The following is a 26,474-nucleotide window of genomic DNA, read 5'->3' on the forward strand; positions in this document are numbered from 1 at the left end:
TTATTTATTTTTAGGAATATCAACAAGACGCATATCGTTTGCGATTCTGTGAACTCGCCTCTGAATGAGTGAGGAATTGCTGTTGATGTGGTATTTCTTCGGATTGATGAGAATGGAGGCCAATCGGATCGCTTCATTTCGGTTCAGCTGAGAGGCGCTTTTGTGAAAGTAGGCGCGTGAAGCAGCTTCAACACCGAATATTCCGTTTCCGAACTCCGCAATGTTGAGATAGACCTCCAGAATACGTTTTTTGCTCCAGAGCGCTTCAACGATTGGCGCAAGAATAATCTCCTGAATCTTTCTGAAGTAGCTTCGGTCGTGGCTAAGAAAAAGATTTTTAATTGTCTGCTGTGTCAGAGTAGAACCGCCGGGCGCATGGCGTTCGGAAAGGAGATTGCGCTGTGCGGCTGTGAGAATGGCGCCCCACTGCAGACCGTTGTGGTGCATGAAATTGGCATCTTCGGCAGCGACGACCGCGCTTTTCATGTATGGCGAGATTTTGTCGTAATCCACCCAGCTGTAGCGGACCGAGTGCGGAGCATTTTCTGATAGCCTGTCTTCTTCCTGTCGCATATACGGAGTTGAACTCGGGTCAATGAACGCGAAGAGGGCGATTCTTGCGATATAGAAGAGCTCCAGAGCAAAAACCGAAAGCAAAAGAAAGAGAAACATCCTGGTCACTAAAGACCGGATGGAAAATTTTTTTTTCTTTTGTTTTGATGAGTTGAACACAATGGCGCGGAATCCCTAAATGCGATGGAGATATTTTAGCCGCAGAAAGCGTTTTGTGATTTTTGTTGATGTATACTCTTCCTCACTTTCAGAGAGTCCCGATCGTCTAGAGGCCTAGGACATAACCCTCTCAAGGTTAGAACACGAGTTCGAATCTCGTTCGGGACGCCAGAGACTTCTAGCTTCAACCTACGTCACACTGCACCAGTTATCGCCAAATATCAGTATCCATGCGGGTTTTCAGGATTCTTACCGACTCAACAGCTCGTTTCTTTTAAATTCAGACGCCCCACAATTCCCTCATGCAGACCAAAATGGTCTCTAGCTTTTTGTTCTTTATCGGGCTGCTCAAAGGAAACAATCGTGAATATGAAGGATGTTGTTGACCTGAAGAGCTCTGAGAGGGCTGAAAATAAAGTTCGTCAAATCGTTCAAGGCGTTCGAGATACTATTTGCGGAAAGCGAATGAAAACGTTTGCTGCTTACCGAGGTGGATTAATGGGAAGTCTGATCGGGAAGATATATTTCTTTGCGGAAGAAGTTTAGGCCCTTAATGACAACAATGCATTTATCGCAAAGAAAGAGAAGAAAACAGCAGCCGGGCCCCATCGCTTACGTCCGAAACGCTCCCTGCTCCCCGAGCAGGTGCCACTATGCTCCCAGTCGCCGCATAACTAGTATATCAACTTCAGCGAAAGGAAACGACTCGAATCATCAACGACGTTAGAAAAGGCCTTTTGAAATTTTGGTGCGTTGATGTAAAAAATAACGGCTGAATCATCATGGATGATGTCGGTGTCTCGGACAACGAGGAAAGGCTTATGTACTTCTTTGGTAATTATGTCAAGTGAAACGGTGTTGCTTGTTAATCTGAAAGGGTGGAGTTCAATCTCCCTGTCGATACGCAAAAAAATGGCTTTTGGAGTTCCTTGGTATTTGCTTCATCGACGAAAACAAAGCAGCCGAACTTCTCTGTGATGCTATGAGCGCTTATGGGCGAGATGTCTCGGAGTAATTCAGATTTAAGCGGAAAGAAAGTTTCTTAGAGTACTGCTTGTTAAGAACGGTGAAGGGAAATATGCAAATCCAAACGCAGAAGAACACTCAAGATATGCTGAACCGCTCAGACATGAAGAACCAATAGATTTCAGATAAGAATTTGGACGAAGAGAAGGATAGCAAGAGCCGTCCACCTCGGAAGAATACGATCCGGAGCTGGTGCCGGTGTTCGGGGAGCTACAGTAGCAGTCTTCCTGATCGGAATAAAAACGAAAGAGGGCAAAAGGAATTTTTAAGAAAGAGTGGGTGCCCGGATCATCTTTTAGAGAAGCGTTCAGATTAAACGGAATAGGCGCCTAACTTAAACTAATTACACAAGAGGATATTTGAGTGTTTTTAGGAAAAAGCTGGCCAATGGTAATGCTCCTATTTTAGAAGTGGTTTAGTGGATAGCGGCTTAAGATTACGTGTCCACGATTAGAATAATTCCCCTACAGACATTGCAAAATTGTTGTATCAGGTCTCGCCGAAAGGCCAAAGACTCAAAACCTTAACGATGCAATAAGATGGAAAGGACATTGAAGATAGTCAGGTCAGTGTTCAACTTTCTTCCCTGTAAAAAATGCTTACAAGAATAGACTCAGTGGAATTAATGAGAAAAAAATGTAGATAAGTTATTTAGCTACCAAATAATTGTCTATGGTCGATGTATCTTCAAAAAAAGATTACTGTGAGTTTCGAAAGTGAAAACTCATATCTTTGCGGCGTCGTTGTGGCGAAACCGAGCAACTGTATAAAGGGACTATGTTGCTACTTTGGTAAGGATCTCTTGAAGGCAACAACCGGCTCAAATCTCTCACTGGCAAGCCAAGAGAGGAGTGTTTTTGCTCCTAAAATTTCTTGGCTGGAAACCTGTTTTGAATAATAGAGCCCTAAATGAGGGAGTTGTTGGTCAGAGAACCAGATGACATCGTTACCTTCGTTGATAAGGCTAAGTGCGGTTTCAATGGATATTAGGCAAATAAAACCTGAATCTTTTACGGCTAGCCGAGATTCTGATTGTCGTAGTACATCTTGAAACTTTTCCTCATTTGATCTTCCTCTTGACAGAAAGAAAGATACAAATTCCTCCGGAATGGTTCTATTTAGTCGCAGGTCAAAAGCACAAATGGAAACTTGACCGTTCTCAACATAGCTAGGTTTGAGGTAACGTCCGGCGTCTCCATCAAAAATAAGTTTGGAGGGGAGGGTTGTCATAAATAACCGAGTATTTTTTCGAGATGCTTTAAGTAGTCAGGGGTAGACAGCTTCAAAGTAGAAGATAGGATGAAGGGCAAACGTATTTCCTCTTCGTTGCCGACCCTTGATAAATACAACAATTTTGGAGTTTTTGTGGCTATGGAAATCTTCTGAGTTTTTCGTACATGGAAGGTTACAGCTACGCACGTGAGGTCTGCATCTACATAAAAGGAAGGTTTTTTGTTAAGTAGGAATGGAAAAAGAAACAACATCCCTCGGAAAGAGTCATTTGGAATATCAGGGAGGTTCAGTTCTTTATTTGTTTTTTGTTCGTTTTGGTAAGAGGAACAGGCACTGTTGAGCAACTGATATAGCGGCATGTAGATGGAATCTTCTTCAATGCACGGCTTGCAAGAAGTATCGTCTGCTTCAGAACTTTGGATTTGAGCAAACCATTTATCGATAGCTTCCTTCTCTCTATTCAGTTCTACGTCAAAATCTGTGACAGATAAAAGCTCACAAAACGGTGTTTCAGATACGAAAGCATCACAGCTATTCTTAAACATGCTGATTCTCTATTGCAGATAATAATTTTTCAGCGAATAGTTTTGCTCTTTGCTGTGTCAAAGCAACAGAAGCTACGATGTTCTGTTGACCATCACCAGGCTGATCTAAAAAATTTATAACTACCATACCGTCTTGGGTTCCTCCAACAGAGAACCCAAACGGAAAGAATGTTGGCATATTCTTTTTTAATATAATCTGAGAGGGTTCCTCTTTTCTATCCTTTTCCATTTTCGTCTCCCTTAATCTCCAGTGCATTATAGCAACACGCATATATAACAATTAGTCTCATAGTTTTCCCACAGATGTATGAAGGCACTTACCTATCCGTTTATAAGTAATTTCATCTCTTAAAATTACTAACCAAACGGATGAGTAAAAAATACATGGAAGACCACTGAGACACTAAGCGTATTTCACACTGTTTTGTTCAGTTTTGGGTTGACGGAGTGCATCATCGTGCTCAATAACTGATTGAAGGAAAACCATCAAGCATCCATGGATTTATTTTTGAGGTCATTCCTATCCTTTTAGTCTTATTTGGTCCTTTAATGCGTTGGAATATTTCAACAACAAAGCAGGGTTACAAAGATTTCGAGAAGCCTTAGCAAATAAGAACTGCTCCTAGAGGTTTGTGTGCTGACTTCGGTGATGGAAAGATTGAGGAAATTGTCACCGACAAATTCATTACTCAAGTCACGATCGCCTTTTCCCGCATCGTAGGCAAGAGGTTTTTAGCAGATAAGCTGAGCCCTGCAACGGTCGACTATGTGTTAATGAAGATGGTATCTGGGCTACCCTTTGAAATTAAGGCATCCACGATGAGGATTATGGTGCTTGCGCTGCGGATAATAAACTTAGAACTTAACCTTTCAGGTTGGCTTGGGAAGAGCAATTCGGTCGGATGCACGCATAACTAAAGATACGTGAACCTGCGATAAGAACGTATCTGATCATATAAAAATTGTTGCTGACCAGAAGCTTCTTTTCAAGAGGAGGGAGTGTCTTAAGGCAAGAAAAGTTTACAAAAAGACAGGTGATTCCCAGGCGGCTTCTAACTTTTAAAAATAAGAAAACTGTTTTGTGTTTTTCATTGAGCAGGGAGAAATTGTCGTCACAGCAGTGATTTACCGGTAGATGTAAACGGTTATGAATTTCAGGAGAAGAATTAACAGTCTGTTCGTAAAGGCGGATACTGCCGGTCCTTTTGAGTTTCAAGCTTTCTACGCTGATTTGTCATCTTTTTAGATTAATGGTTTCCATAACCGCTATGCCCGATTTGAGTACTAATTGCTTATACACTTTGGTTAATAACTCAAATCACGTTAAGGAGACTATATGAGCGTTTATCTGCAGACTAAAAGCTGGGAAGAAGCTCGAGAAGCCATTAAGAAAAGCAAGGGCGTCGCGATCGTACCGATCGGAAGTGTCGAACAGCATAGCTACCATCTTCCGCTTGGTACGGACACGTATGTCGCAATGACCGTCGCAGAAGGCGCCGCGGAAAAAACCGGCGCTGTTCTGACGCCGCCGGTTTGGTTCGGATGGAGCCCGCATCATATGGTGCTTCCCGGCACAATCACAATTCGTCCGGAAGTTCTTTCCGAGATGACATACGACATCATCGAATCCTTGGTCGCACACGGCCTCAACAAAATCATTCTGATCAACGGTCACAGAATCGTAAATGTGGTCTGGATGCAGCTGTGCGCACAGAAAGCTCAGAGCAAACTTGGCTGCATCGTCAAGATTTTTGATCCGGCCTATATGAGCAAAGATATTGTTAAAGAGCTCGGATTCGGACCGGTCGGACACGCCGAAGAAATCGAAACGTCACACATGATGGCAAGATTCCCGGACATGGTCCATTTAGAAAAAGCCGTCGATAATCCCATCAAAGACACACCGCTTTATTCAGTCGATCCGACTTATGAACATGACACGCTTTGCTATGTGCCGAGCAGTCTTGCGCACGCCAAGGCGGCAGCGGAGAAGTCCGGCGGATGCACCGGAGAGCCGAGCAACGCCGACGCTGAGCGCGGGAAGATTTATCACGATCACCTGGTCAGCAACTTGGTCAAAGTTGTTGAACAGCTTCAGAGTGAATAACATCGGAGTCTGCGATGAAATTTAACGGTAAAACCATATTTTTTTCGGTGCTGATCTTCAGCATCATCATGGTCAATCCCCCGGTTGTATTTTGGGTCAATGACTACTGCGTCACACACCCGCTGACCTTTGGCTGGCCGACACTTTATCTTTGGCTTGAATTCTGGTTTGTGGTCATGATCGTCGACTTCATTGTCGCCGCGTTAAAGCTCAAGGCCTGGAACTGCAGCCAGGATGCTAAAGAGATCGAGCAGGTCTCAAGACCCGAGTTCTAAGGAGGGACAATCATGAATTTAGGTCTTGTTATTCTGACTGTATATCTTCTTGTTCTCCTTGGTATCGCGCTTTACGCAGCCAAACAGGATAAGAAAAACATTAAAGACTTCGCAACAGGCGGCGGTCTCGGAATCTTTATCCTTACGCTGACGTTCTCAGCAACATACCACAGCGCATACGCCTTTATGGGTGCGGGTGGTTTTGTATACAACAACGGAATCGGCTGGTGGTGCAACGGTTTATGGACAGTGCTTCCGGGCGTACTTTTCTGGGTCTGGGGACGCCGTTTCTGGTTTATCGGCAAACGCTACGGCTATCTTTCGGTTTCCGACTATGCTTCCGACGTTTACCGTTCTAAGACGGTCGGTGTATTGGTCACACTGATCACAATGGTCTTTACGATTCCTTATGTCGCGATTCAGGCTATCGGATGCAGCTACATCTTCCAGACCATTTCCGGAGGCATGCTTTCTTACACCGCAGGCGCACTGATCTTCTTTGCGATCATGATCATCCTTGTGTTTTTAGGCGGTATGAAGGGCGTTGCAATTACAGATGCGGCGCAAGGTGTTTTTATGTTTGTCGGTCTGCTTGGCGGCTCCCTCTGGGTTATTCTTGCGAACTTCCCGTCGGTTGCTGAGGCCTATCAGGCTGCTTTCAGCCATACTCCGGAATTATTCACACTGCCGGGACCCAAAGGCGTTGTCACGCCTCAGGACTGGGTCTCCCGCTGGGTTGTCATTACCTTTGGCATGATGATGTTCCCGCAGGTGACGCTGAGATTCTTCGCGGGTAAGAACTTGAATGTTATGAAGTGGTCTGCCGTGTTCTCTTCGATCTATCTGACCATGATTTACGTCTTTACACCGTGCGTCGGTATGATCGGTCGTATCCTGATGCCGGATATCGCGGCTCCGGATACCATCTTCCCGGAACTGCTTCTCAAGTACACGCCTGCGGTCTTTGCAGCGCTCATCATCAGCGGTGCGCTTGCTGCCGCGATGTCAACGGGTGACTCTCAGCTCCATGCGACTTCCACAATGCTCGCTACCGACGTTTACAAGAAGTACATCAACAAGAAAGCAGACGAAAACGCGATGTACAACGTCGCTAAGGTCGGTGTCATTATTATCGGTTTGGCCTCTGTCGTTTTCGCGCTCACTCGTCCGACAGCGCTTGCTGATCTTCTGGTGCTTTCCAACGGCGGTGTGGCGGTTTTAGTTCCGGCGGTAATCGGCGGACTTTATTGGAAGAGAGCGACGAGAGAAGCTGCGATTGCTTCGATCGTTATCGGGGAACTTCTGATGATTACGATGACCTTCATTCTGAAGGCCGCTCCGTTCGGTCTTTCAGGAGCGTTCTGGTCCATGATGATTTCTCTGGTGATTTTCGTCGGTGTTTCTCTGGTCACTAAGCCTCAGGAACACACCAAGCAGGTCATTGACTCTATCAATGATTTCTTCGCGGAAGACGAAGAGCCCGCACAGGCTCCTCAGAAGAATCTGGCGCTCGACTAATTGGTGCGCAAATCCCGCGGATAAGAAGGCGGTTTAAAACCGGTTTTAAGTTTTGCGGGATCATTAAATAAACGAAGAAGCTCGGAAATCAGCCGGGCTTTTTCTTTGGGTTTGCTAGGGCAAATCCATGATAAAAATAGGGCCGGCATCTTTACGGATGTCGGCCACGCGTGTTTGAATCCGCAAACGGCGAGGATTTTCAGGGTAAACCTTGAAAATGCAATGTGCAGGTGCAATACTCAGCCGTTTGCAGAAACTGGCACAAATTCAAATGAAGGAGTTTTTGAGTAAATTGACTTTGAACATTAAAGATCGAGCATGTCCATGCCGATATAGTGCTGATACGGATGATCGCAGGCAGGGCATTTTGTCGGAGGTGTCAGACCTTCATACACAAAGCCGCAAACCAGACACAGCCATTTAATCGGTTTTTCTCTTTTCCAAACTGTACCGTCTTCCACCTGCTTGAGCCAAGCTTGGAAACGAGCCATGTGATGTGCTTCGATGGATGCGATGGCACGGAACTTAGCGGCGATCTCAGGGAAGCCTTCTTCGTCAGCGACATTTGCGTAGGCGAGGTAAGCCTCAACTCCTCCAATCTTTTCTTCTTCAATAGAAATCTTCAGGTTGTCAGCGGTCTTTCCGATGGCGCCGGTATCTGTTTGTACACAGCCTAGGACCTGTCCGTCGGGAAGAAGATTGAGGAAAATCTTGGCGTGGCGAAGTTCGTTCGCAGCGGTTTCGTTAAAGACGCCCTGAAGCGGAAAATAGCTTTCTTTACCGGCCTGCGCCGCATAAAAAGTGTAGCGTGCGTATGACTGGGATTCATTCAGATAGGAAATTGTCAAATTCTTTTCTGTCTGAGTACCTACCAAACTTTTTGTCATTATCAAACCTCCAAATTGCTTTATCGGGTGATCAGCGTCATTTGCTATAAACACGGTATAGGTTAATTACATACTCAGAGAAGAGCCTCCAAAGCACCTCAAAATAAGCGTAAAGAGTTGAGGCTATTTTTATTTAGAAAAATCAGTTTTTTATGAATGATTTTCGAATAAAGAGTTACAAATTGGAAATTGCTTTAAACGATATAAAAGTATTTGGATTCAGTGGGTTATATGAGGTTTTAGTTATTTGTGCGGCAATTTGCCAATGGCGGCTGACCAGGGCCTCCTTATAGTGGGTGATTCATAGTGTGGCTGCCTTATAAGCCTGTGTGTGAGTGTGAACGCATATTTCTCGGGCGACCGAGAAAATCATGCTCAGCGTCAAAGCGGTTTTCCGCTTTTTTCTTCAATCTTGGCGAACCGCCGTGTTCGCCGAGAGGGGACTGCGGGACGTCTTTTTATTCACCTTTTATTAATGATGATTAAAGATATGCAAACTCGAATTTGTCCTGAAACCGCCGCGCTGATTCTTGAGCGCGCCCAAGGCAATTATCGTGAAATCCTGCAGTATGCCGGTGTCAGCGAGAAGGTTCTTCACAAACCGAACCAGGAATGTCCCTGGTGCGGCGGAGAGGATCGTTTCTCCTTCACCGACAAATTTAGAAAAGGCGATAGCTACTGCCGTCACTGCGGCCATCACAGCGGTGTGGATTTGCTTATGCTGATCCGAAACTTCTCTTATAAGGAAGCGCTTCTGTATATCGCAGACTTTTTCTCGATTCCCGTTGAAGAGTACCGTGCTGTACGTCGCCGCAAACCGGTTCAGAGGACTCGAGACTCCGTCGAAAGACTGTGGAGTTTTTCGCGTCCGATTGAAGAGGGAGACGGCGCCTATGTCTATCTTCGCTCAAGAGGAATTCTCGGGAAACTCCCTCCCGCTCTGCGTTCAATCAAGTCTATGCGATATTCGCAGCAGGCTGAAAACGGGCAGGATTGGGAATCGAGCTATTTCGAGGGCCTCATTGCGGAGATCAGCGATATGCACGGAAAACGAGTGAATCTGCACAGAACTTATCTTGAAGGAGGCCGTAAGGCCGATGTTAAGACAGTGAAAAAGGTTCTCTCAAAGGAGCTCTCCGGCTGCTCCATTCGGCTTGGCGAATATCAGCCCGACGGAGTCCTCGGACTTGCTGAAGGAATTGAAACCGCGCTCTCGGCTTCCGAACTTTTTAAAGTTCCGGTTTGGTCGGTGATCGCGGCGTTTAATTTCAAACAATTTGTCCCGCCGGAAGGCGTCAGAAAACTGATCCTTTTTGCGGATGCGGATCTGAACTTTGTGGGACAAAGAGAAGCCTATTGCGCTGCCGCTGTTTTAAAGCAGCGGTATCCCGCGCTTGAAGTTGAAGTACGTCTTCCGGACTTTCCCGGCTGGGATTGGAATGACGTGCTGATGCACAGGCGCGCTCAGAAGGCTTCGTAGCACCAAAGATGCTTAGCGGCACTTCAGGGCGATAGGCTGGCGGAATTAGATTTCCGCCGACAAAGAAAGGCTCCTGCACAAAGCCTTTCTTTGACGGAAAACATTTGTGCAGTTTTTTATACCCCGCGGGGCTTTCGACCCCGCGGCAGCGGCAGGAAAGCTCCGTTTTTTATTTGGAGTTTTTTATGCAGCAGGTATTTGACGATGTGATTTGCGCGGAAGAGTTTGGTTTTACTTCCGAGCAGAAGGTTCTGGGCTATCAGAGAGAATCATGGGATGTTTCCGAGCATTACCTGATTCCGAAGAAAGACCCGAACTATGTTTTCCGGCAGGAAACACTGGGCATTATGTCCGCATGGTGGGAGATGGGTTCGGGAGAGCCGCTGTTTGTCAGCGGTCCTCACGGATCCGGCAAGACAAGTTTTATCAATCAGTTTTGTGCCCGAGTTCGTGCTCCGGTCATTGCGATGACCGCACGCGCGCGGCTGGATCGAACAGACTTGATCGGTCACTATGTGATTGACAAAGACAAAAGCATGCGCTTTGTTGACGGACCGCTGACGCGGGCCTGGCGGCGCGGTTTTGTGTTTTTGGTTAATGAAATGTCGGCAGCTCCGGGCGATCTCTGGCTTTCGGTCAACGAACTGCTGGAGGGTGCGCCTTTATTTATTGAGGCAACCGGAGAGGTGATTGAGCGTCATCCGCGCACGAGGATTGTCATGACAGACAACATCCGAGGCTTATGTGATGACGAGAAAGGCTCCTACGTGGGGCGTTTCGTTCAGGATCCCGCGGTTATGGACCGCTGCTGGAAAATGCGCATGGACTACATGGACGCGGACTCTGAGATTGCACTCATTCTCAGCAGTACGCCGGAAGTTCAGTGCGTCGGCATTTCTTCATCAGACTGGAAGCGGGAATTTGCGGTGCGTCTGCGCAAATCGGCCGAAAGAGTTCGTGAAGCTTATTGCGGCATGGATCCTACGGTCAGTGTAGACGCGACAATTTCCACGCGTGTTTTGATGAGATTTAGAGATTTGCTGCTTTTGAGTTATCGCTCCAAAGCGATGGGATGCTCTCATCGCGAAGCGGTCAGAAAAGCGCTCCGCATTTCTCTAACTGACTGCCTTGACTCGACAAGCGCCTCAGTCATTGAGAAGCTTGTTGAAGCTGAATTAGGCAATATCGGCGACTATCTCCTCGTGTAGCTGACACGAGGAGGTAAGACAAGAGCTGTCGCAAGTGTTTCTAAACTTTCGTTCGTAAAGAGCGAACAACCCACGGAGATCGAGGGAGTGTTGCCCCTCGATCCTTCGGGTCAGGGCCTCTCCCTTGAATCAAAAGGAGAATTCCATGACCGATTTGTTCCGGGACGCATCTTTCTTTGGCGGATGCGAACCAAAAAATAGTGACAAAACTGATGTTGCCGAGAACAGCCTTGTGCTGGTATCTTTCCGGATTTCCGTTTGGACGGGTATGAGCACAGAGCAGACCTCGGTAGAGGAAGGCGCGGAGAACATGCGTCGAAGACGCATTGTTCCGGCCTCGATGCTGAAAGTATTTTCAGATTTTCGGGTGCGCGCCAAAGCGCTTTGCGCGGAAAGAGGAGAGCCCTATCTGAACGGCTATGTCATGAGGCGATGTGACGCTGTCTCGGTTGAACGAACGCTTGCGATTTGGCGCAGAGAGTTCTGTCGGCAGCGAGACGAAGTGTTTGCGCCGCTTTATGAAAAGAGTGTTTATGACAGGTCGATGGGAGTCGTTCCGAAAGGATGCGCTTCGGACGTGATTTGTCCTTCGACGGATTATGTTCTGCGCCGCATTTCTTTTGAGTTCGACGCCTTTACTCTTGCGAGCTTCAGCGGTTCCCGCTCTTCGCTGCAGTCCTTTATTCAAGGTCTTGCTTTGCGATTTGCCGAGGAACTTGATCTCGTTCGCATTGCCGCTGAAAGCGGCGCCATAACGGATGCGCTGCTTTGCCGGCTGGAGATACTTAAAGATCGTCTTTTAGTTTGGCAGGGCTATCGCGAGGAATTCCGTGACGGCGCGCTGCATCTGACTTCGTGCATTTCTCAGGCCATGCGGCTTAAACCGTATTGCCGGGATAAAACCTCGATGCTCAGTGAAATTGAGGCTGCGTTCAAACTTTTGGACGCGGCTTCGAGGACGGAGATTGAGGCTGAGCCGAAAACTGCGGAGCCTATAGCCGAGTCTGCTGAACCGGACTTTTCTATGGCCTGCGGCTTGGAAGCCATGCTTGCGCGAGGCAAGTCATTATTTTCTTTTAGCTAACACCGGGCGCGCGGCCGAATCTCTAATGAGATCGGCCGCTCAAGCGGTCCCAGAGGAACAGATTTTGAGAGTCGAAACCTGCAACACCATCAACGTCTATAAGGCGGTCAACAGTATTCTTGCCTCGCTTGCGAACTACAAAGACATTCAGATTGTCTTCGGAGGGGTTCCGAGTACGAACGGTAAAACCGTTTACTTGGGAGAGCCGCCCACGCATTCGCAGGACGCGCTTGACGCTTATCTTGCGCACGGTACCCACGAGATTCATCATGTGCTGTTTACGGATTTTACGAATGTTTCCAAGCTTGGCGGTCTGCATCCGCTGGTAAACGCTTTGGAAGACGTTCGTATCGACGCAATCGGCTATCGTAAAACACCGGGCACTTATTTTTGGCGTGAGACTTACTTAGAGCGGATGCTCAAGAGAGGACGTCTGCCTGAAGTCAACGAAAAGACATCGCCTGCGAAGCTTTTATGCCTGAGCCTTTACTGGCATATGACGGACAAGACGCTTGGCTACAGTTTTACTCATATGCTTTCTCAGAGCTCGCAGAACGAATTTATCCGACGTTTTGGCGAGGATCTCTATGAAGAGCTTTCCGCGCTTGCGTATTCAGCAGTGACTTCCGAATCCACTGATGAAGTTATCGCATATGCCAAATTAATCGCCGAACGTTTTATTAAGGAGCTTTCTTTAGGGAAAAACCGCCGCAAAACTTCCGGCAATTCCGCTAAAAAGCAAGCGGAGCAGGAGGCCGTGCCGGCAAAAAACACTTCTTCTAATTCGACCGGTTCCGATGCGGCAACCGACAGGAAGCTTGAGCAAAAGTTTACGGAGCTCTTTGAAGGAGAAAATCCGGATCAGTTTGATATTCATAAACTGCTCGAGCAGGAGAGCAGAAGCAAAGGGAAGTCTCCCGATTTGGCTCAGGGCAGCAACTCGATTTGGCCTGCGGTCAGAAGTGAGCTTACGCAGAGCATAGACGAGCATTTTGTACAGGATTTAGAGCAATACGAGATTACCGCCTCAGCCCGATTCAGAAAATTTTTAAATTCAAATGTCATGCGGCCGAGACATCTGAGCCGAAGGGGCAAACAGCTCAGTACACCGGCGCTTGCGGGACTGATGGTTGGCGAAGATCGTATTTTTACGACGGAAGATACTGTTAAACAGCCCTCGGCCGCCTTTGCCGTGCTGATCGACCGAAGCGGTTCAATGGATAAAAGAACGATGCGTACGGCGGCGATCTGCGGCGCAGTTCTTTGCCGTCTGATTGACCGCGTCAGCGGATGCAGAGCGTCTGCTTATGCGTTTCCGGGAATGGAGCGCAACACGCTTTTAGAGATCAAGCGTTTTGATGAGCGTCCAGAGTCCGTGACAGATCGCTTCGCGGGTATCCGCTCCTTTGGGTATACACCGGTTTGTCAGTCGCTGAATTCGGCAGCCGCGATTCTTTCCAACCGCAAAGAGCGGCGCAAGATTATTTTTATGCTGACAGACGGTTTATGTTCCGAGGAGGAGCTTCTCAAGGAGCGCAGCAAAGTCTTAACAAATGCCGGTATAGAGGTTGTATGTCTTGGCATCGGCAGGCTCTCTCCGCTTATTTTTGATTTGCAGAAAAACATTGAGGATGCTTTTGATATGCAGGAAGCGTTATATGAGCTGCTTGAAGCGACGATGAAAAAGCATGCGGACTGATTAGGCCTCTGAGAAGTCTGAGAAAAAACTTCTAACATTTAAGCGGTCTGCGTGTCTCAAAACGAACGGAATCGAGAAAGCCATGAAGTCTCAAGCCTATGATGGCTCCATCATTTAGTGGAGGAATTCAAATGATTTCTTTTAAGAAAACTCTTTTTGTCGGTTCAATGGCAGCTGCTCTTTTAGGCTTTGGTCTTACAGCCTCCGCTCAGCAGACTCAAGGCCAGCAGGATCCTCAGGATCAAGCCGTTTATTACGGTGCTCCCTGCATGATGGACGGCTTTTATCAAGGTGCTCCTGTTACGAGCCAGTACCCGGTTATGATGGGCTTCTACTGCCCGTATCACGGCATGTATCATTTCCGTCCGGTTTATCTGCCTACTCAGCAGCAACAGCAGATTTACCAGCAGTATCAGCAGGCTCCTCAGACCCAGACACCTCAGGCCGCTGCTCCTCAGACAGCTCCTCAGGCTCCCGCACAGCAGACTCAGCCGCAGAATTAATTTTTTCAATTTGCTGATTCACGCTGTAAGGCGACGCGATTTAAACCGTGCCGCCTAAATTTTTGTTATCAGTCGGGGGTAACAGCAATATTCTTTTTTTCTCGGCTCGATAGAATACTAAAAAGAGAAAATACTTTTATCGACAATGCAGTGAACCGAAAAGATTCGCCTTTATTCCTCGGCGCGGCTATGCGCTGGTGCCTGCTGTGCGCCGCTCATGGACGGATATTTAATTACGTCCGTCGGTTTGGTCTGGTTTCTTTCTGATTTTGTATGCGCTGACAATTCACCTTGGCTGGTGGGATTCAGTGCTTTTGCTTATATTTTCGGTTCTTTTTTTGGTACGCTGTTTGGCGGCTGGATTGGAGACAGGATGGGGCGGCGCGCCTTATATAACTGTTTGCCGTTTTGCCTTGCCGCACTTTGCGCGATGCAGACAGTCTGCACTGCTCCAATTTCTTTAATTGCCGTCCGTTTTCTTCTGGGTTTTGTGACAGGAGCGGATTCTACCTGCGCACAGGCGATGGCTGCCGAGAATTCTCCGAAACTAGTTCGTGCCAAGACACTGACATGGCTGATGAATGCTTGGTTTATCGGCGCGATTTTATCTGCTTGTACCGCATGGTTAATTAAAGAGATATCTTTGAGCTGGATGGTTTATCCGCTGTTTGCCGCAGTACTGGCACTTATCAGTGCATGGGTTCGGTGCGGCGCGCCGGAATCCGCGCTTTGGCTGCTGCATCACGGCAGAAACGCGGAAGCGGAGCGTACTCTTGCCATTCTCGGTCTCAGCAATGCGGCGGAATTAACGGAAGAGGAGAGCTTGCGGAGCAGTGGGCGATTCAACCGCAGGACGATCGGCAAGCTGATTTTTATTTCGGTGTTTTGGTTTTGTCAGGCAGCTCCTGTTACTGCTGTTCTTATGTTTGGGCCGCTTCTTCTAAACGCGCCGGACATGAGCGGCGAGACCGAGTTCGCGTCGACCATTATTGCGTATCTTTTATTTTTTATCGGCAGTTTCGGTGCGCTTGGTCTAATCGGACAAACTAAGCGCCGGCCTTTGATTCTGTGGACGTTTGCGCTGATGGCGCTGGGCTTTTTGATGCTTTCTCAGGTTCATCTCGGATCGAAACTGATGCTGTGGGCAGCCTTGGCGATATATTCGCTGCCTTATGGGATTCAGTCGGTTTTAGATTATGTCTATCCGTCCGAGCTTTTTCCGACTTCGATTCGAGCGACAGCGCTGGGAATTTTAGGTTCCACATCTCGGGTGGGCTCGATGATCAGCTCACTGCTTTTTCCGATTGCTTTTATTTCTTACGGTCAGCAGGCGATGTGCTTTGTCGGCGCCTTTGTTTTGGCGGTCGGCTTTGCGGTCTCATATTTTTACGCTCCGGAGACACATTCGAAGACCGGCATATAGCTATCGGTTAGGTATTTATCGGCTGACTTCAATGATTCATTCAGAATAAACCGATTAATTTTTGGACCAATTGGCAAACAAACTTCTAAACCAACGATGTGCCGGATCCCTGTGGGTTGTGTCCGACCAGATGATCGACATCTTTGGACTGTTTGCAGTCAGTGAGTCAGGCAGAGGTATAGTCGTCAGATCCGGATATAGCTGAAGCGCAAGTTCAGAACTTCTGTCCGTTGAGATCTGTATCAGATCAGTTTTTGTCATTGCCATCCAAGCCATTTCTGCGCGGTCGGTTTTGAATACGATATTGTCATTTTTATTTCTGCCGGTGAAGATGCCGCCGTCCGGAGAAATCCAATCCTGTCGTCTGCCGGAGGGGAGAGAAACTCTTTTAGCTTGGTAGATATCCGCTGGGGTGATTTTCCCGGATTGATACAGTGCGTTTAACGGATGGGATTTTCTCAGCAAAATACAACGATCACCGGATTTGAGATCGCAGTAATGAGCCTGAGGAGGTAGACCGATGGCCCTTCCGATGAGCAAGTCAATTTCCGCTCCCATGAGCGCACTAATGGGATTTGAACTGAGGGAAATATGCTCAACAGAAGCTTGAGGTGCTTCTTCCATAATTCTTGGTAAAACATAAGCCATCATTGACGGGGCAAATCCCGGGTTGCATGAAAACCGAAAAACCTTTCGACAATGCCTGATGTCAAAAGGCTGTTCAGCCATATCACTGCAAATGCGAACGATCTCCTGAAGAGCCGGCATTGTTTTAAGAAAAAACGGCGTTGGAAGCAATCTACCTTTGGAAACTACGAAAAGCGGATCTTTGAAATATGACCTGAACTTCTGCAAAAGACGACTTGAAGCCACGGGCGTTAAACCGAATTTTTCTCCGCTTTTGGCAATTGCTCCGGTTTCATAAATTGTGATGAGGAACGCCGCCTGTTCGGCATTAAAGGGATCATTTTTATTGGTCATATGCATTATCAAAAAATGAAATTCCAAACTGAATATTTTCGCTATTTGATATTTTAACAATTTATAACATAATCTTTTTCGAATCACTTTCAAGGAGAATTTATGAAAACACAGCTTCATTTATCGGTTCTTACAGCGGCGGTTGCTTCTGCTTTAGTTTTAACTGTTCAAACTTCTATGGCAAAAGAATCTGCTCCGAATTCTGTCAGCGCAGCATCTGCTCAATCGGATGAAATTAGCGGCGCAACACAAAAACGCGAAGCAACATCGGGTGCATTTGTGCTGACAAAGACACCGGAAGGCAAGAAACTGCTGACGGATATGGCAGCAGATTTCTTATATACCGGCCCGAGTAAGTTTGACGGAAAGGAAATCGGCGGCGGCCGCAATATGTACTCTATTGCTACTTCTTACGGTAACCGTCCCGAAAATATCACTGCCGAGCTGACGATGGATTACGATCCGGACGCAGGAAAATTTGTTTTCTATGGAACAACCGCCAAAGACAGCGGAAAAATTCTTCGTGCCAGCAAATCCGGTACCGGACTTTCTGTAGCTTGGGTCAAGCAGCTGAGAGAAGATGAAATTAAGAAGTACGGCTATAACTATTATGACAGTTACGGCGTTCAGTTTGACGGACCGGTTGAAGTGATCACTTCTAATTCCATTAACACAGGCGATAAAGCTAAAGATCTGGCTGCGCTGAAACGACTGGAAGAGATCATGGGTAAGTCGCTGACGACGATTAAAGAGTGGAACTTACTTTGGCAGTTTGATCCCAAGTTAACCGGTAAAGAGCTGGAAAAAGCGAAAGAACAGGCGATTCACGATTTCATGTCTTACGAAGACGTATACGTTGTCAATCCTAAGAAGATGATCATCATCGGTTACTTCTATCGTCCTCTTATGGTGAATCCTAAGAACGCATTTGTTTACCGAGATTATCAGATCGATTCATCTAAGCCCGGCTTTAAGCTCGAATCCGCACCCGGATATCAGAAAGCTTTGAGAGACACCAACTGTGCGTACACCGTAAGTAAAGAGGGAAGAGCGCTTTATCCTTTCTTCGATCATCAGTATCCTGCGACATCTGAAAAGAATCTGATCAACCGCCTAGTTGCTTACAAGAACGAACAGGTCTTTGGTTCATCTAAACCCGGAGCCAATGCTAAGCCGCTGCCTGAAGCACTGAAGAAGATTGAAGCAATGTATAACGGAAACGGAAAAGTTGTTTCGAAGGAAGAGGCAGAAAAGCTTGCAAAAGAAGCCAACGGAAAGCGTCAGGCAATTTATTGGGTTGATCCTTCTAAGAAGGCAGACATGCCCGATCACTATATGATTACTTACACTGGCATTGACTCCAACGGTAAACCTTACATCGATATGCAGCCGAACTGGAACAGATATTTCATGCTTCAGCCGAATAATATGTGCGGTATTGCGACACGTCACTCTCTCTATTGGTAATCAATAAGAATCAGACGGGAGATTTTCTCCCGTCATACATCCCAAGAAGGTAAGGTATGAAAATTTTTAATAAAGTATTCCTGTCGGCGCTTCTGTTTCCTACAGTCTCTCTCGCCGGCGTACAGGTTTACGGTATTCTGGATACAGCAATTCTCGGACAGAAAGTAAAGGGTGAAACCGCAACGATGGACTTTACTTCCGGCTACTCAATGGGCAATCGTTTTGGTTTTAAAGGTCAGGAAGAATTAGGCGGCGGATATAGCGTTGGTTTTGTTCTTGAACAGGGATTTAACGTTGATACTGGAACTCAGTTCAATACTTGGAGTAAGAACGGTGTTGTGCAGAGTGGTGCGTTTAATCGTCAGTCTTTCCTTTCTCTTTCAGGTCCTTTCGGTAAGATTGCTTTTGGCCGCTTTGGTGCGTTAACGTGCGGAACCGGAGATTTTAATATTGCCCGCATCAGCGCTTTTGGCATCGGTTATCAGGTCGGATCCTATACGTCCTACACGATCGACTACAGTCGAGTGAACAACGGAATTGTATATGTGTCTCCCTCCTTAAACGGTTTAAAAATATCAGCGGCTTACTCAAACGGCGTTACAACGGATGAAGCAAAATGGTCCGAGAACAGCCACTATTACGGAATCGGCGCGCTCTATACCAATAAGACTGTAGACGCCAGCATCATTTTTGAATCAAATGACAACAAAGGCTCTGTTGGTGTTAAGCCAATCTATACGATTACTGCCGGCGGTTCATGCAATTTTGGAGTCACTAAGCTCTTTGCCGGTTACCAGTATGGCAGTCAGAAGGATAAACGACAGCAGCATGTATTTTTGCTTTCCTCAGCAACGCCTCTAGCCGGCGGTGTTTTGAAGTTCGGCGGAAAATATTTGACCGGTAAACTTGACGGTAAGTCTGTAGTTAAGGATAAGGAGGATAAGTACAACTCCTGGAATTTAAATGCAGCCTATGAATACCCGTTGAGCAAACGAACCATGGTTTATGGATTTGCAGGCTACGCGGACGGAGGAAAGCTTCTCTCCTCGTCTGAATCGATTGCCGCCAGCGGATTAGGATTTAAAGCTATCCGTGTCAACGGTTGGCAAGCTGCGATTGGTTTGAATCACAAGTTCTAATTTGAATCCGCATGAAACCTGAGCCGCATACTAAAAATGGGTTGAACAGAGACTCCATCAAAGCTTCGTTTTGGGTATTGGCCTCCGGATTTTTGGCCGCCCTTTGCGGAGCTATTGTCCACGGCTCAGGGAATCAATACACCATTTACGAAATTTTAGGGAGTAGATACGTCTGCTCTTTTTTGTTCAGCGGACTTTATTTGCTGACTGCCGGAATAAGCCTAAAGCCAAAGTCGATACCCTTGCTTCTTGGCAGAATTGTTTTAGGGACGCTCGCCGTAGGGCTTTGGATTGCTATTACTAGAATCCTTCCCATCAGCACAGCTCAGGCGCTGATATATACCGCTCCGGTGTTTACTCTGATTTTCTCAATCATATATCGCCGGCAGGTCTCATCGACGTTCAGTCCGATTTTAGCGGCTTTAATCTTTGCAGCGGCGTTTGGGGTTTATCTAATCACTCAGCCCGTTCTCAGTAATTGGCTTTATGTCGTGCTTGCGCTCTGCGGAGCTGCATGTCTTTCCGGGGCAAGTTTGTTTCTAAAAGCGATGGGAAAAATCGGAGAGAATCCCTTACTGATTGTTTTTTATTTTTCGATGATAAGCTGCGTTCTCGGAGTTGGTATTAACGGAGTAACTGATGATAGTCGAGAGTTGTCAATGCTCTTTGATCCAGTCCTGATGCTGCTTTCTTTTCTGACGTTTCTTCAGCAGATTTCCGTAACGTTAGGCTGGAGCAGAGGGAGCCCCATCCTCAATGCGCTATGTCAAAACTCGGGGATTTTATTTGCAGTGCTATTCGGCTGGATGTTTTTCGATGAGTCGTTATCTGGGCTCTCATCTGCAGGACTTCTATTCTTAATTCTGTGTCTTTCATCGATTCCGCTGCTCAGATAGAACTTAAAGCTGCGGGTAGGACTAAAAAGGCAGAAAAGACGACATGCAGAATTTTGCCTTCTTAGTTGAACTTGTGCTTGAAGCTGAATCGTAATTCTTAAATTAATTCAAAAAGACATTAAACGTATTAATCCCTTTTATTAGTGGGTTAAATAAAATCAAAGTGATATTAACTTACTGAATAATTGTAAATAAAGTGTATTTTCAGAATTAAAAAATAGAAATATATACGGGAAAATTCCTATATTTGGATGACATAAAAACAGTCTATATAGACTGTAATTAACGTATACTATTTTCAGTCCAGTCAGACTGTTTAAAAAAATAACTCAACCGAAAATAGGAATCCGCTATGAATAAATTCAGTGTGTTAACAGCTTCCGTTCTTTCAGCTCTTATGCTTTCTTCCGTCTCCGCCGCTCCTGTTACAACAGAAGGAACCGGTGTTGGCAAACACGGCGATATCGCCGTTGCTGTCACTTTCGATAACGGCAAAATCACCAAGATCGACGTTGTTCAGAACAAAGAAAACAAAGTGCTCGCTCAGAAGGTCTTCACTGAACTGAAAGACAATGTTGTGCGCACCAACTCTGTTGAAATCGACGGCATCGCCGGCGCAACATTCTCCTCTAAGGGCTTCCTTGACGCGGTTAAGGCCGCTGCCGATAAAGCCGGTGTCAAACTGGCCGCAAAACCCGCTGATACCAAGAAAGCTGACAGCGCCATGGCTCAAAACCAGAGCTATGATGTCGTCGTGATCGGTGCGGGCGGCGCAGGTTTTGCCGCGGCCGTTGAAGCTAAATCCAAAGGCGCTAATGTCGTGCTTTTGGAAAAAATGCCGACCGTTGGCGGCAACTCTCTGATTTCCGGCGCTGAAATGAACGTTGCCGGCTCTTGGGTACAGAAGAACCTGAATATTAACGATGACACACCCGAACGCTTTGCTGAAGACACACTCAAAGGCGGCGACTTCAAGGGCGACCCGGAAATCGTTAAAGTCATGACTGTCAATGCGCTTCCGACTGCTGAATGGCTGAAGAATACAGTCGGTGTGCAGTTTGAAGACGACAACGTCTTCCAGTTTGGCGGTCACTCAAGAAAACGAGCTCTGATTCCGCACGGCCATACCGGTACAGAATTCATCACAAAGTTCTCCGCTCTTGCTGACAAGATGGGCATCCCCGTTATCACCAACATGAAGGCCGAAGAGCTAATTAAGGATAAAGACGGCAGAGTGGTCGGTGTAAAAGCGGTTTCCGCAGGCAAGGATTACACCTTCAACGCTAAAGGCGGTGTTGTTCTCGCCACCGGCGGTTTTGGCGCTAATGCAGAAATGGTCAAGAAATACAACCCGTCGATCGATGAACGCTTCAAGACAACGGACGCACCCGGAACTACCGGTGAAGCGCTCTATATGGCTGAAAGAGCAGGCGGTCAGCTCGTAAATATGGGCTACATTCAGACTTATCCGATCTGCGACCCGATCTCAGGCGTGATCGAACTGATCGCAGACGCTCGCTTTGACGGCGCAATCCTTGTGAACCAGGAAGGCAAGCGCTTTGTTGAAGAACTGGAAAGACGCGACGTAATTTCTAAGGCGATTCTTGATCAGCCGGGCGCATACGCTTATGTGCTATGGAATGACAACATCGGCAAGATCTCCAATACCGTGAAGATTCACGATACGGAATACGATGCCTTTACTAAGCAGGGCATCATGCACACAGCCGACACGCTGAAGGAAGCGGCAGAATTCTTCAAGATTGATCCGGCAGCGCTTCAGGCTACAGTTGACCGCGTCAACAAGTTTGCCAAGGACGGCAAGGATCTGGACTTCAACCATAGAGCCGGTCTTAAAGATCTGTCCACAGGCAAGTACTACATCATCAAGGCGGTTCCATCCACACACCATACTATGGGCGGCCTCAAGATCAACACCAAGGCTGAAGTGCTGGACGCCAACGGCAAACCGATTCCCGGTTTGTTCGCCGCCGGTGAAGTGACCGGTACAACTCATGGCACCAACCGTCTTGGCGGCAACGCTTACACCGATATCATGGTCTTTGGCAGAATCGCCGGAGCCGGTGCCGCCGCTCAGGCTAAGTAATCCCGCCTAACTTCTCCCACCTGTCCCGTCGTTTTGCATAGCGCTTTGCTCAAAAGCAAAGCGTCGGGGCAGTGTCGTCTCAAATCCCTTTTCAAACACAACCGTCTCGAGAATTTGAAATGAAAACATTCCAACTTTCTCTTATTTCAATCGCTATGCTGACCGCAACAAGCGTAAGTGCTGTGGAGCTGAACGGCTCCTCTTTAACCCAGGATGATGCTTGGGCAATCGCAGAAGGTGCGCCTGTATCCATTGCTCCGGAAGCCATGGATCGAGTAAAAAAATCTTATGAACTGGTGCTTGAAGCGGCTAAAAGCGGCAAAGAAATTTACGGGTTGACGGTTGGTGTGGGTCTTAATAAAGACCATAAGGTGATTTCCGCTAACGGCGAACTGAGTGAAGAGGTTAAAGCCGCAAGTCGTCGCTTCAATTACAGCACTCTGAGAAGCCACAGCATTGGTGCCGGTCCCGCGCTGGATCCGAAACTGGTTCGTCTCGCGATGGTTATTCGCTTGAATACGCTGCTTAAAGGCGGCAGCGGAGTTCAGCCGAGAGTGGCGGAACTCTACGAAGAATTCCTGAATAAAGGCGTTACTCCGGTTGTCCCGACAAAGGGTTCGCTTGGAGACGCGGACATTACACTCGCTTCTCACGTCGGATCCGCAATGATCGGTGAATGGAAGGTCATTAATAAGGACGGCAAGCAGGTCGCCTCCATGGAAGTGTTAAAGGAGAAAGGCATTAAGCCTCTGGTCCCGGAAGGCAAAGACGCCCTTGGCATCCTTTCCAACAGCTCGGTTGCCATGGCTATGACCATGGATGCCGCAAAAGCGGTTCGCCAGATTCTGAAAGTTACGCCGATTGTGTACGGCATCAGTCTTGAAGGCTTAAACGGCAACGTTGCGCCGTTCCTTCCGCAGACCGTAGACTTCCATCCGTTCCCAGGCCTTGCTGAAAAAGCCTCTGAATTAAGAAAGGTCCTTGCCGGCTCCTACCTTTGGGATAAAGACGAAAGCCGCAGACTGCAGGACCCGCTCTGCTTCCGTACTACGGTATACACACTTTCTGAAGCTCAGAACGCTCTGAACGACCTGGACAAAGTCATCAATGTTCAGATTAACGGATCGGACGACAATCCCGGCGTAATGGTCGACGCGGATCGCACCGGAGCAGACATCCCGCAGATCGGTCAGTATTTCATTGAAACTAAGAATGCTAAAGGCGCGATTATCCCGACAGCAAACTTTGAAGTGCTTCCGGTCGCTTTAGCGGTTCAGAGAATGGCTTTAGCGCTTGGTCATGTCGGACACAACTCCGCGCAGCGTACGATGCGTTTGGATGAGCCGCAGTTTACCGATCTTTCCCGTTATTTGGCAGCTGAAGGCAACCTCGGTCACGCATTTGGTGCGACAGAAGACACTCTGATTTCCATCTACTCGGAAAATATTGATCTTGCGAATCCGGTTTCTCTGGACAGCTTCCCGGTTGAAGGCAACATCGAAGATTCCGCATCCAACCTTCCGCGTGCCGCTCAAAGACTGAAACAGTCGGCAGACAATACTTTCCTTGTTCTATCCATGGAACTTCTGCACAACACACAGGCAGCGGATCTGAGAAAGATGAAAAACAAAAACTTCAGAATGAGTCCCGAAACAGAGAAACTGTATAAGGCTTATCGCGCAAAGAGTCCTTTTGTTGATCAGGACCGCATTTATAGTATCGACCTGGAAAACGGCGATCAGCTCTTAAAGAACTACTAATTTCTAATAAATGCCTGAGCCTCAGCAATTTGAGGCTCTTTTTTTATACACTTGAAGCATCCGATAAGAAAAATCTCAGAGAACGACTATGCCCAGTGAAAAAGCTTTAAGAACAAGAAACAAGATACTTGAGGCGACACGCGTGTTTATCATGCGTGAGGGCGTAGCCGCACTTTCGATTGATAAGATTGTTAAAGAATCTCAAACCAGCAAAGGCGCGTTTTTATATCACTTTAAAAATAAGAAAGCGCTTTTCCATGCGCTTGTCGAAGAGTATGTTCAGCACTTGGATGAGCGTCTGACGACGAATATGGCCAAGTTTGCCGATAAGAGGGAGCCGCTTGCGCCCGGTTATGCCTCTTGGTATGAGGGGTTTGACGAGGATGACGGCGGGTTTGCCGCTTTGGGTGTGGCGCTTTTAGCACTGCATCTGCATGAGCCGGAGTCTCTGAAGCCTTTTCATGACTGGTATCAAAGACTATTTGAGATGGTAAAAAAATCTCCGATTGATACGCCTCGACTCTTAACCGCGATCATGGCCTTTGAGGGCTTCTTCTTTACGCACAAGATGGGTTTTGACACACTCGATAAAGAAACGAAAGAGGCGACCTGGCGCTTTATTGTGAATGAAGTCGCCCCACAGCCCACTTCGAAAGAAGCGAAAGTCTGATAATTTGACTCGGCCTCACTGATTTAGTAGTGCTTCATAGAAAATTTGTCTACACAAAGAAGCTGTTCAAAAGCACAACGTAGCAAGCAGTGCCGCAGAAGATTGAAAGAAGCGGGTTTTTAACAAACCATTGAAGGATAAGTGTTAAGAAGATCGCTGCGGCTTCAGGAATCGGGAGACCGCCTCTGGCCAGGGTGGATTCAGTGGAAGAGTGGACCACAAGAAGCACCATGATGGCAAGCGGGAGGAATGATCCGACAACTTTTACCCATCGCTGTTTGCTGAGCCAGGAAGCAGCGGCAAAGGGGAGAAAGCGTTCGGTGGCGGTAACAGCCGTCATCGCTAAAAAGACGAGGAACAGATAGCTTAAATCTTTCATTTGGCGGTCTCTCCTTTGGCGCGCGGCAGGGGATTCTTAGTAATGCTGAGCATGACAGAGGCAAGCGCGCAGAATGCGATGGCTATAGCCAGAGCGTTTTCTGCGCTGATCATACGAGCTGCGGCGTAGGCTTCTAAAGAGATCCAAAGCGGAGAGCTGCTGATTCTGCCTCTCCATTGTTCGCACAGCAGCATGGCAAAGAGGCTCGTGAGGACAAAATCAAATCCGGCCAGTTCGATATTGGTGCCTGCGCCGATTAAACCTCCGAGTATGCTTCCGAGAATCCACCACATCCAGTCAAAGACAGCGAGGTACACCAGCTTATTAACCGGGCTTTTCTTAGGTTCAGTCGTGAGAAGCGAGTAAGTTTCATCAGTCAGGAGGAAGGCGACGACCCATTTTTTCCAACCGGTATCTTTAAAGCGGTCGAGAAGGGAGAGGCCGTAGAACACATGCCTTAAATTGACGACCGCGGTGGCGAAAGCGATGGACGCGACGGACATATCCGCGGCGAGCATCGGAATCATCATGTACTGAACGGCGCCGCCGTAGATCAAAGCCGAGCTGATGCCCGGAAGCCACCACGGTCCTCCCGCCTGTACGAAGAGAAAGCCGAATACCACGCCGAGCGGAATGTATCCCATCATGACCGGGATGGACGCTTTAAAGGCGGATAACACTAAGGAATTTTCCTGCTGATTCATTTTTGTTTCTGGTTTGAGGATAAGAAAATTTTAATACGTCGCTCTTTCAAATTAGACGTTATGAAGGATTATTTGTTTCGATCAGGGGTGTGTTTACCAGGATAGAGCATATAACGGAGAAGTGCCTGTGATTTTCCAATTCAGTGTGTACGTTGGGGAAAACAAATATCCAAGACTTACAGCTGGGAGCATGGCAACGCGCTTCTCAATTCAGTCTTTATGTTTCTTGGTCTTCCGTTTGTGCTGATTCTGGGATTTCTGTGTCTGGATGAGTTCCCAAAGACGCATCAGCTTGTCGGCATTGCCTTAATTCTGACCAGTGCAGTGTTCAGCTATTTCGCGGTCGGAAAACTCTTCAAGTCCTCCAAAGGCGTTTAGTCGTTCAATTCTGGTTTCAATAGGAGATGTTCGGTATTCTGCGTGTCGGAAGAAACTCGTATTCAACCTCAAAGCCAGTCAATCAATTAGCACGTGAAAAACACGATACTCAAGTCCCTTATATTTCCTTTCCCTCCTCTTGAAAGGTTTGGAAAACCACTGCTTATCTCTGTCCTCGTATCTCCGGGAAATCTGCTTGTCGGATCGCCGAATGAACTGCCCCCTGAAAATGCGACACTTGGCAAGGAGGCACCTTGAAGAGGAAGATATTTT

At 47.3% G+C, this 26,474-nt stretch carries 25 protein-coding genes and 1 tRNA gene; 18 read left to right on the plus strand and 8 right to left on the minus strand.

The window, feature by feature from the left end; translation table 11 throughout:
- Positions 1 to 672, minus strand: a complete 672-nt coding sequence (gene mtgA / locus NFR90_RS02050) for a monofunctional biosynthetic peptidoglycan transglycosylase (protein ID WP_251450186.1) — start codon at positions 670 to 672, stop codon at positions 1 to 3.
- Positions 673 to 827: 155 nt separating this feature from the next.
- Between mtgA and NFR90_RS02055 the strand changes: the two genes are divergently transcribed.
- Positions 828 to 903 (plus strand) — tRNA-Glu (locus tag NFR90_RS02055).
- Between the two features lie 198 nt (positions 904 to 1,101).
- Positions 1,102 to 1,278, plus strand: coding sequence for a hypothetical protein (locus tag NFR90_RS02060; RefSeq protein WP_251450189.1), 177 nt, complete (start codon positions 1,102 to 1,104; stop codon positions 1,276 to 1,278).
- A 1,263-nt stretch (positions 1,279 to 2,541) separates the two neighbouring features.
- Here the strand turns inward: NFR90_RS02060 and NFR90_RS02065 are convergent.
- The 3 genes from NFR90_RS02065 to NFR90_RS02075 are packed head-to-tail and all read right to left on the minus strand — an operon-like array spanning position 2,542 to position 3,765.
- Complete coding sequence (locus tag NFR90_RS02065; protein WP_251450192.1) at positions 2,542 to 2,988, minus strand: hypothetical protein; 447 nt, start codon at positions 2,986 to 2,988, stop codon at positions 2,542 to 2,544.
- Positions 2,985 to 3,536: a hypothetical protein gene (locus tag NFR90_RS02070; RefSeq protein WP_251450194.1), complete on the minus strand. Its 552-nt coding sequence runs from the start codon at positions 3,534 to 3,536 to the stop codon at positions 2,985 to 2,987. Before NFR90_RS02070 ends, NFR90_RS02065 begins: the two co-directional genes overlap by 4 nt.
- Positions 3,529 to 3,765 (minus strand): hypothetical protein, encoded by a 237-nt coding sequence (locus tag NFR90_RS02075; RefSeq protein WP_251450196.1) that lies wholly within the window; start codon positions 3,763 to 3,765, stop codon positions 3,529 to 3,531. The genes NFR90_RS02070 and NFR90_RS02075 overlap by 8 nt, the downstream gene beginning before the upstream one ends.
- Before the next feature lie 1,107 nt (positions 3,766 to 4,872).
- On the opposite strand from NFR90_RS02075, the gene NFR90_RS02080 reads away from it, so the two are divergent.
- From NFR90_RS02080 to NFR90_RS02090, 3 genes are read left to right on the plus strand one after another with little or no spacing between them, the layout of a single operon-like run.
- Positions 4,873 to 5,643 (plus strand): creatininase family protein, encoded by a 771-nt coding sequence (locus NFR90_RS02080; RefSeq protein ID WP_251450198.1) that lies wholly within the window; start codon positions 4,873 to 4,875, stop codon positions 5,641 to 5,643.
- Between the two features lie 14 nt (positions 5,644 to 5,657).
- Positions 5,658 to 5,918, plus strand: a complete 261-nt coding sequence (locus NFR90_RS02085; protein WP_251450200.1) for a hypothetical protein — start codon at positions 5,658 to 5,660, stop codon at positions 5,916 to 5,918.
- Positions 5,919 to 5,930: 12 nt separating this feature from the next.
- Entirely contained in the window at positions 5,931 to 7,436 is a 1,506-nt protein-coding gene (locus NFR90_RS02090) for a sodium:solute symporter family protein (protein WP_251450201.1), read from the plus strand.
- A 305-nt stretch (positions 7,437 to 7,741) separates the two neighbouring features.
- On the opposite strand, the gene NFR90_RS02095 is transcribed toward NFR90_RS02090, so the two are convergent.
- Positions 7,742 to 8,323 (minus strand): rubrerythrin family protein, encoded by a 582-nt coding sequence (locus NFR90_RS02095; RefSeq protein WP_251450203.1) that lies wholly within the window; start codon positions 8,321 to 8,323, stop codon positions 7,742 to 7,744.
- Between the two features lie 490 nt (positions 8,324 to 8,813).
- On the opposite strand from NFR90_RS02095, the gene NFR90_RS02100 reads away from it, so the two are divergent.
- The 6 genes from NFR90_RS02100 (at position 8,814) to NFR90_RS02125 (ending at position 15,720) form a co-directional block, all read left to right on the plus strand.
- Entirely contained in the window at positions 8,814 to 9,803 is a 990-nt protein-coding gene (locus tag NFR90_RS02100; RefSeq protein ID WP_251450205.1) for a DUF7146 domain-containing protein, read from the plus strand.
- A 185-nt stretch (positions 9,804 to 9,988) separates the two neighbouring features.
- Positions 9,989 to 11,011, plus strand: coding sequence for an AAA family ATPase (locus tag NFR90_RS02105; protein ID WP_251450208.1), 1,023 nt, complete (start codon positions 9,989 to 9,991; stop codon positions 11,009 to 11,011).
- A gap of 145 nt (positions 11,012 to 11,156) precedes the next feature.
- Positions 11,157 to 12,095 (plus strand): DUF3150 domain-containing protein, encoded by a 939-nt coding sequence (locus tag NFR90_RS02110; RefSeq protein WP_251450210.1) that lies wholly within the window; start codon positions 11,157 to 11,159, stop codon positions 12,093 to 12,095.
- 64 nt (positions 12,096 to 12,159) lie between these two features.
- On the plus strand, positions 12,160 to 13,794 hold the full coding sequence (locus tag NFR90_RS02115; RefSeq protein ID WP_251450212.1) for a vWA domain-containing protein: 1,635 nt from the start codon (positions 12,160 to 12,162) through the stop codon (positions 13,792 to 13,794).
- 131 nt (positions 13,795 to 13,925) lie between these two features.
- The gene (locus NFR90_RS02120; protein ID WP_160336093.1) at positions 13,926 to 14,297 is read left to right on the plus strand and encodes a hypothetical protein; all 372 of its coding nucleotides are present in this window, start codon (positions 13,926 to 13,928) and stop codon (positions 14,295 to 14,297) included.
- Between the two features lie 163 nt (positions 14,298 to 14,460).
- Positions 14,461 to 15,720: an MFS transporter gene (locus NFR90_RS02125; RefSeq protein WP_277612788.1), complete on the plus strand. Its 1,260-nt coding sequence runs from the start codon at positions 14,461 to 14,463 to the stop codon at positions 15,718 to 15,720.
- A 54-nt stretch (positions 15,721 to 15,774) separates the two neighbouring features.
- Here NFR90_RS02125 and NFR90_RS02130 read toward each other — a convergent pair whose 3' ends face one another.
- Complete coding sequence (locus NFR90_RS02130; protein WP_251450216.1) at positions 15,775 to 16,701, minus strand: LysR family transcriptional regulator; 927 nt, start codon at positions 16,699 to 16,701, stop codon at positions 15,775 to 15,777.
- A 102-nt stretch (positions 16,702 to 16,803) separates the two neighbouring features.
- Between NFR90_RS02130 and NFR90_RS02135 the strand changes: the two genes are divergently transcribed.
- The 6 genes from NFR90_RS02135 (at position 16,804) to NFR90_RS02160 (ending at position 24,740) form a co-directional block, all read left to right on the plus strand.
- A complete protein-coding gene (locus NFR90_RS02135; protein WP_251450218.1) occupies positions 16,804 to 18,168 on the plus strand; it encodes a hypothetical protein in 1,365 nt (454 codons plus the stop codon).
- A 56-nt stretch (positions 18,169 to 18,224) separates the two neighbouring features.
- A complete protein-coding gene (locus NFR90_RS02140; protein ID WP_251450220.1) occupies positions 18,225 to 19,307 on the plus strand; it encodes a porin in 1,083 nt (360 codons plus the stop codon).
- 11 nt (positions 19,308 to 19,318) lie between these two features.
- The gene (locus NFR90_RS02145) at positions 19,319 to 20,203 is read left to right on the plus strand and encodes a DMT family transporter (RefSeq protein WP_251450222.1); all 885 of its coding nucleotides are present in this window, start codon (positions 19,319 to 19,321) and stop codon (positions 20,201 to 20,203) included.
- 352 nt (positions 20,204 to 20,555) lie between these two features.
- Positions 20,556 to 22,310, plus strand: a complete 1,755-nt coding sequence (locus NFR90_RS02150; protein WP_251450224.1) for a flavocytochrome c — start codon at positions 20,556 to 20,558, stop codon at positions 22,308 to 22,310.
- A gap of 119 nt (positions 22,311 to 22,429) precedes the next feature.
- On the plus strand, positions 22,430 to 24,070 hold the full coding sequence (locus NFR90_RS02155; protein WP_251450227.1) for an HAL/PAL/TAL family ammonia-lyase: 1,641 nt from the start codon (positions 22,430 to 22,432) through the stop codon (positions 24,068 to 24,070).
- An 88-nt stretch (positions 24,071 to 24,158) separates the two neighbouring features.
- Complete coding sequence (locus NFR90_RS02160; RefSeq protein ID WP_251450229.1) at positions 24,159 to 24,740, plus strand: TetR/AcrR family transcriptional regulator; 582 nt, start codon at positions 24,159 to 24,161, stop codon at positions 24,738 to 24,740.
- A 49-nt stretch (positions 24,741 to 24,789) separates the two neighbouring features.
- Here the strand turns inward: NFR90_RS02160 and NFR90_RS02165 are convergent, their stop codons facing one another.
- Both NFR90_RS02165 and NFR90_RS02170 read right to left on the minus strand, forming a co-directional pair.
- A complete protein-coding gene (locus NFR90_RS02165) occupies positions 24,790 to 25,119 on the minus strand; it encodes a branched-chain amino acid transporter permease (RefSeq protein WP_160335907.1) in 330 nt (109 codons plus the stop codon).
- The gene (locus NFR90_RS02170) at positions 25,116 to 25,823 is read right to left on the minus strand and encodes an AzlC family ABC transporter permease (protein WP_251450231.1); all 708 of its coding nucleotides are present in this window, start codon (positions 25,821 to 25,823) and stop codon (positions 25,116 to 25,118) included. The genes NFR90_RS02165 and NFR90_RS02170 overlap by 4 nt, the downstream gene beginning before the upstream one ends.
- Positions 25,824 to 26,042: 219 nt before the next feature.
- Here NFR90_RS02170 and NFR90_RS02175 point away from each other — a divergent pair, with 219 nt between their 5' ends.
- Entirely contained in the window at positions 26,043 to 26,201 is a 159-nt protein-coding gene (locus tag NFR90_RS02175) for a hypothetical protein (RefSeq protein ID WP_251450233.1), read from the plus strand.
- The last annotated feature ends 273 nt before the right edge of the window (positions 26,202 to 26,474 follow it).

The sequence above is a fragment of the Parasutterella muris genome, assembly GCF_943193095.1.
In the GTDB taxonomy this organism is placed as follows: Bacteria; Pseudomonadota; Gammaproteobacteria; order Burkholderiales; family Burkholderiaceae_F; genus Parasutterella; species Parasutterella muris.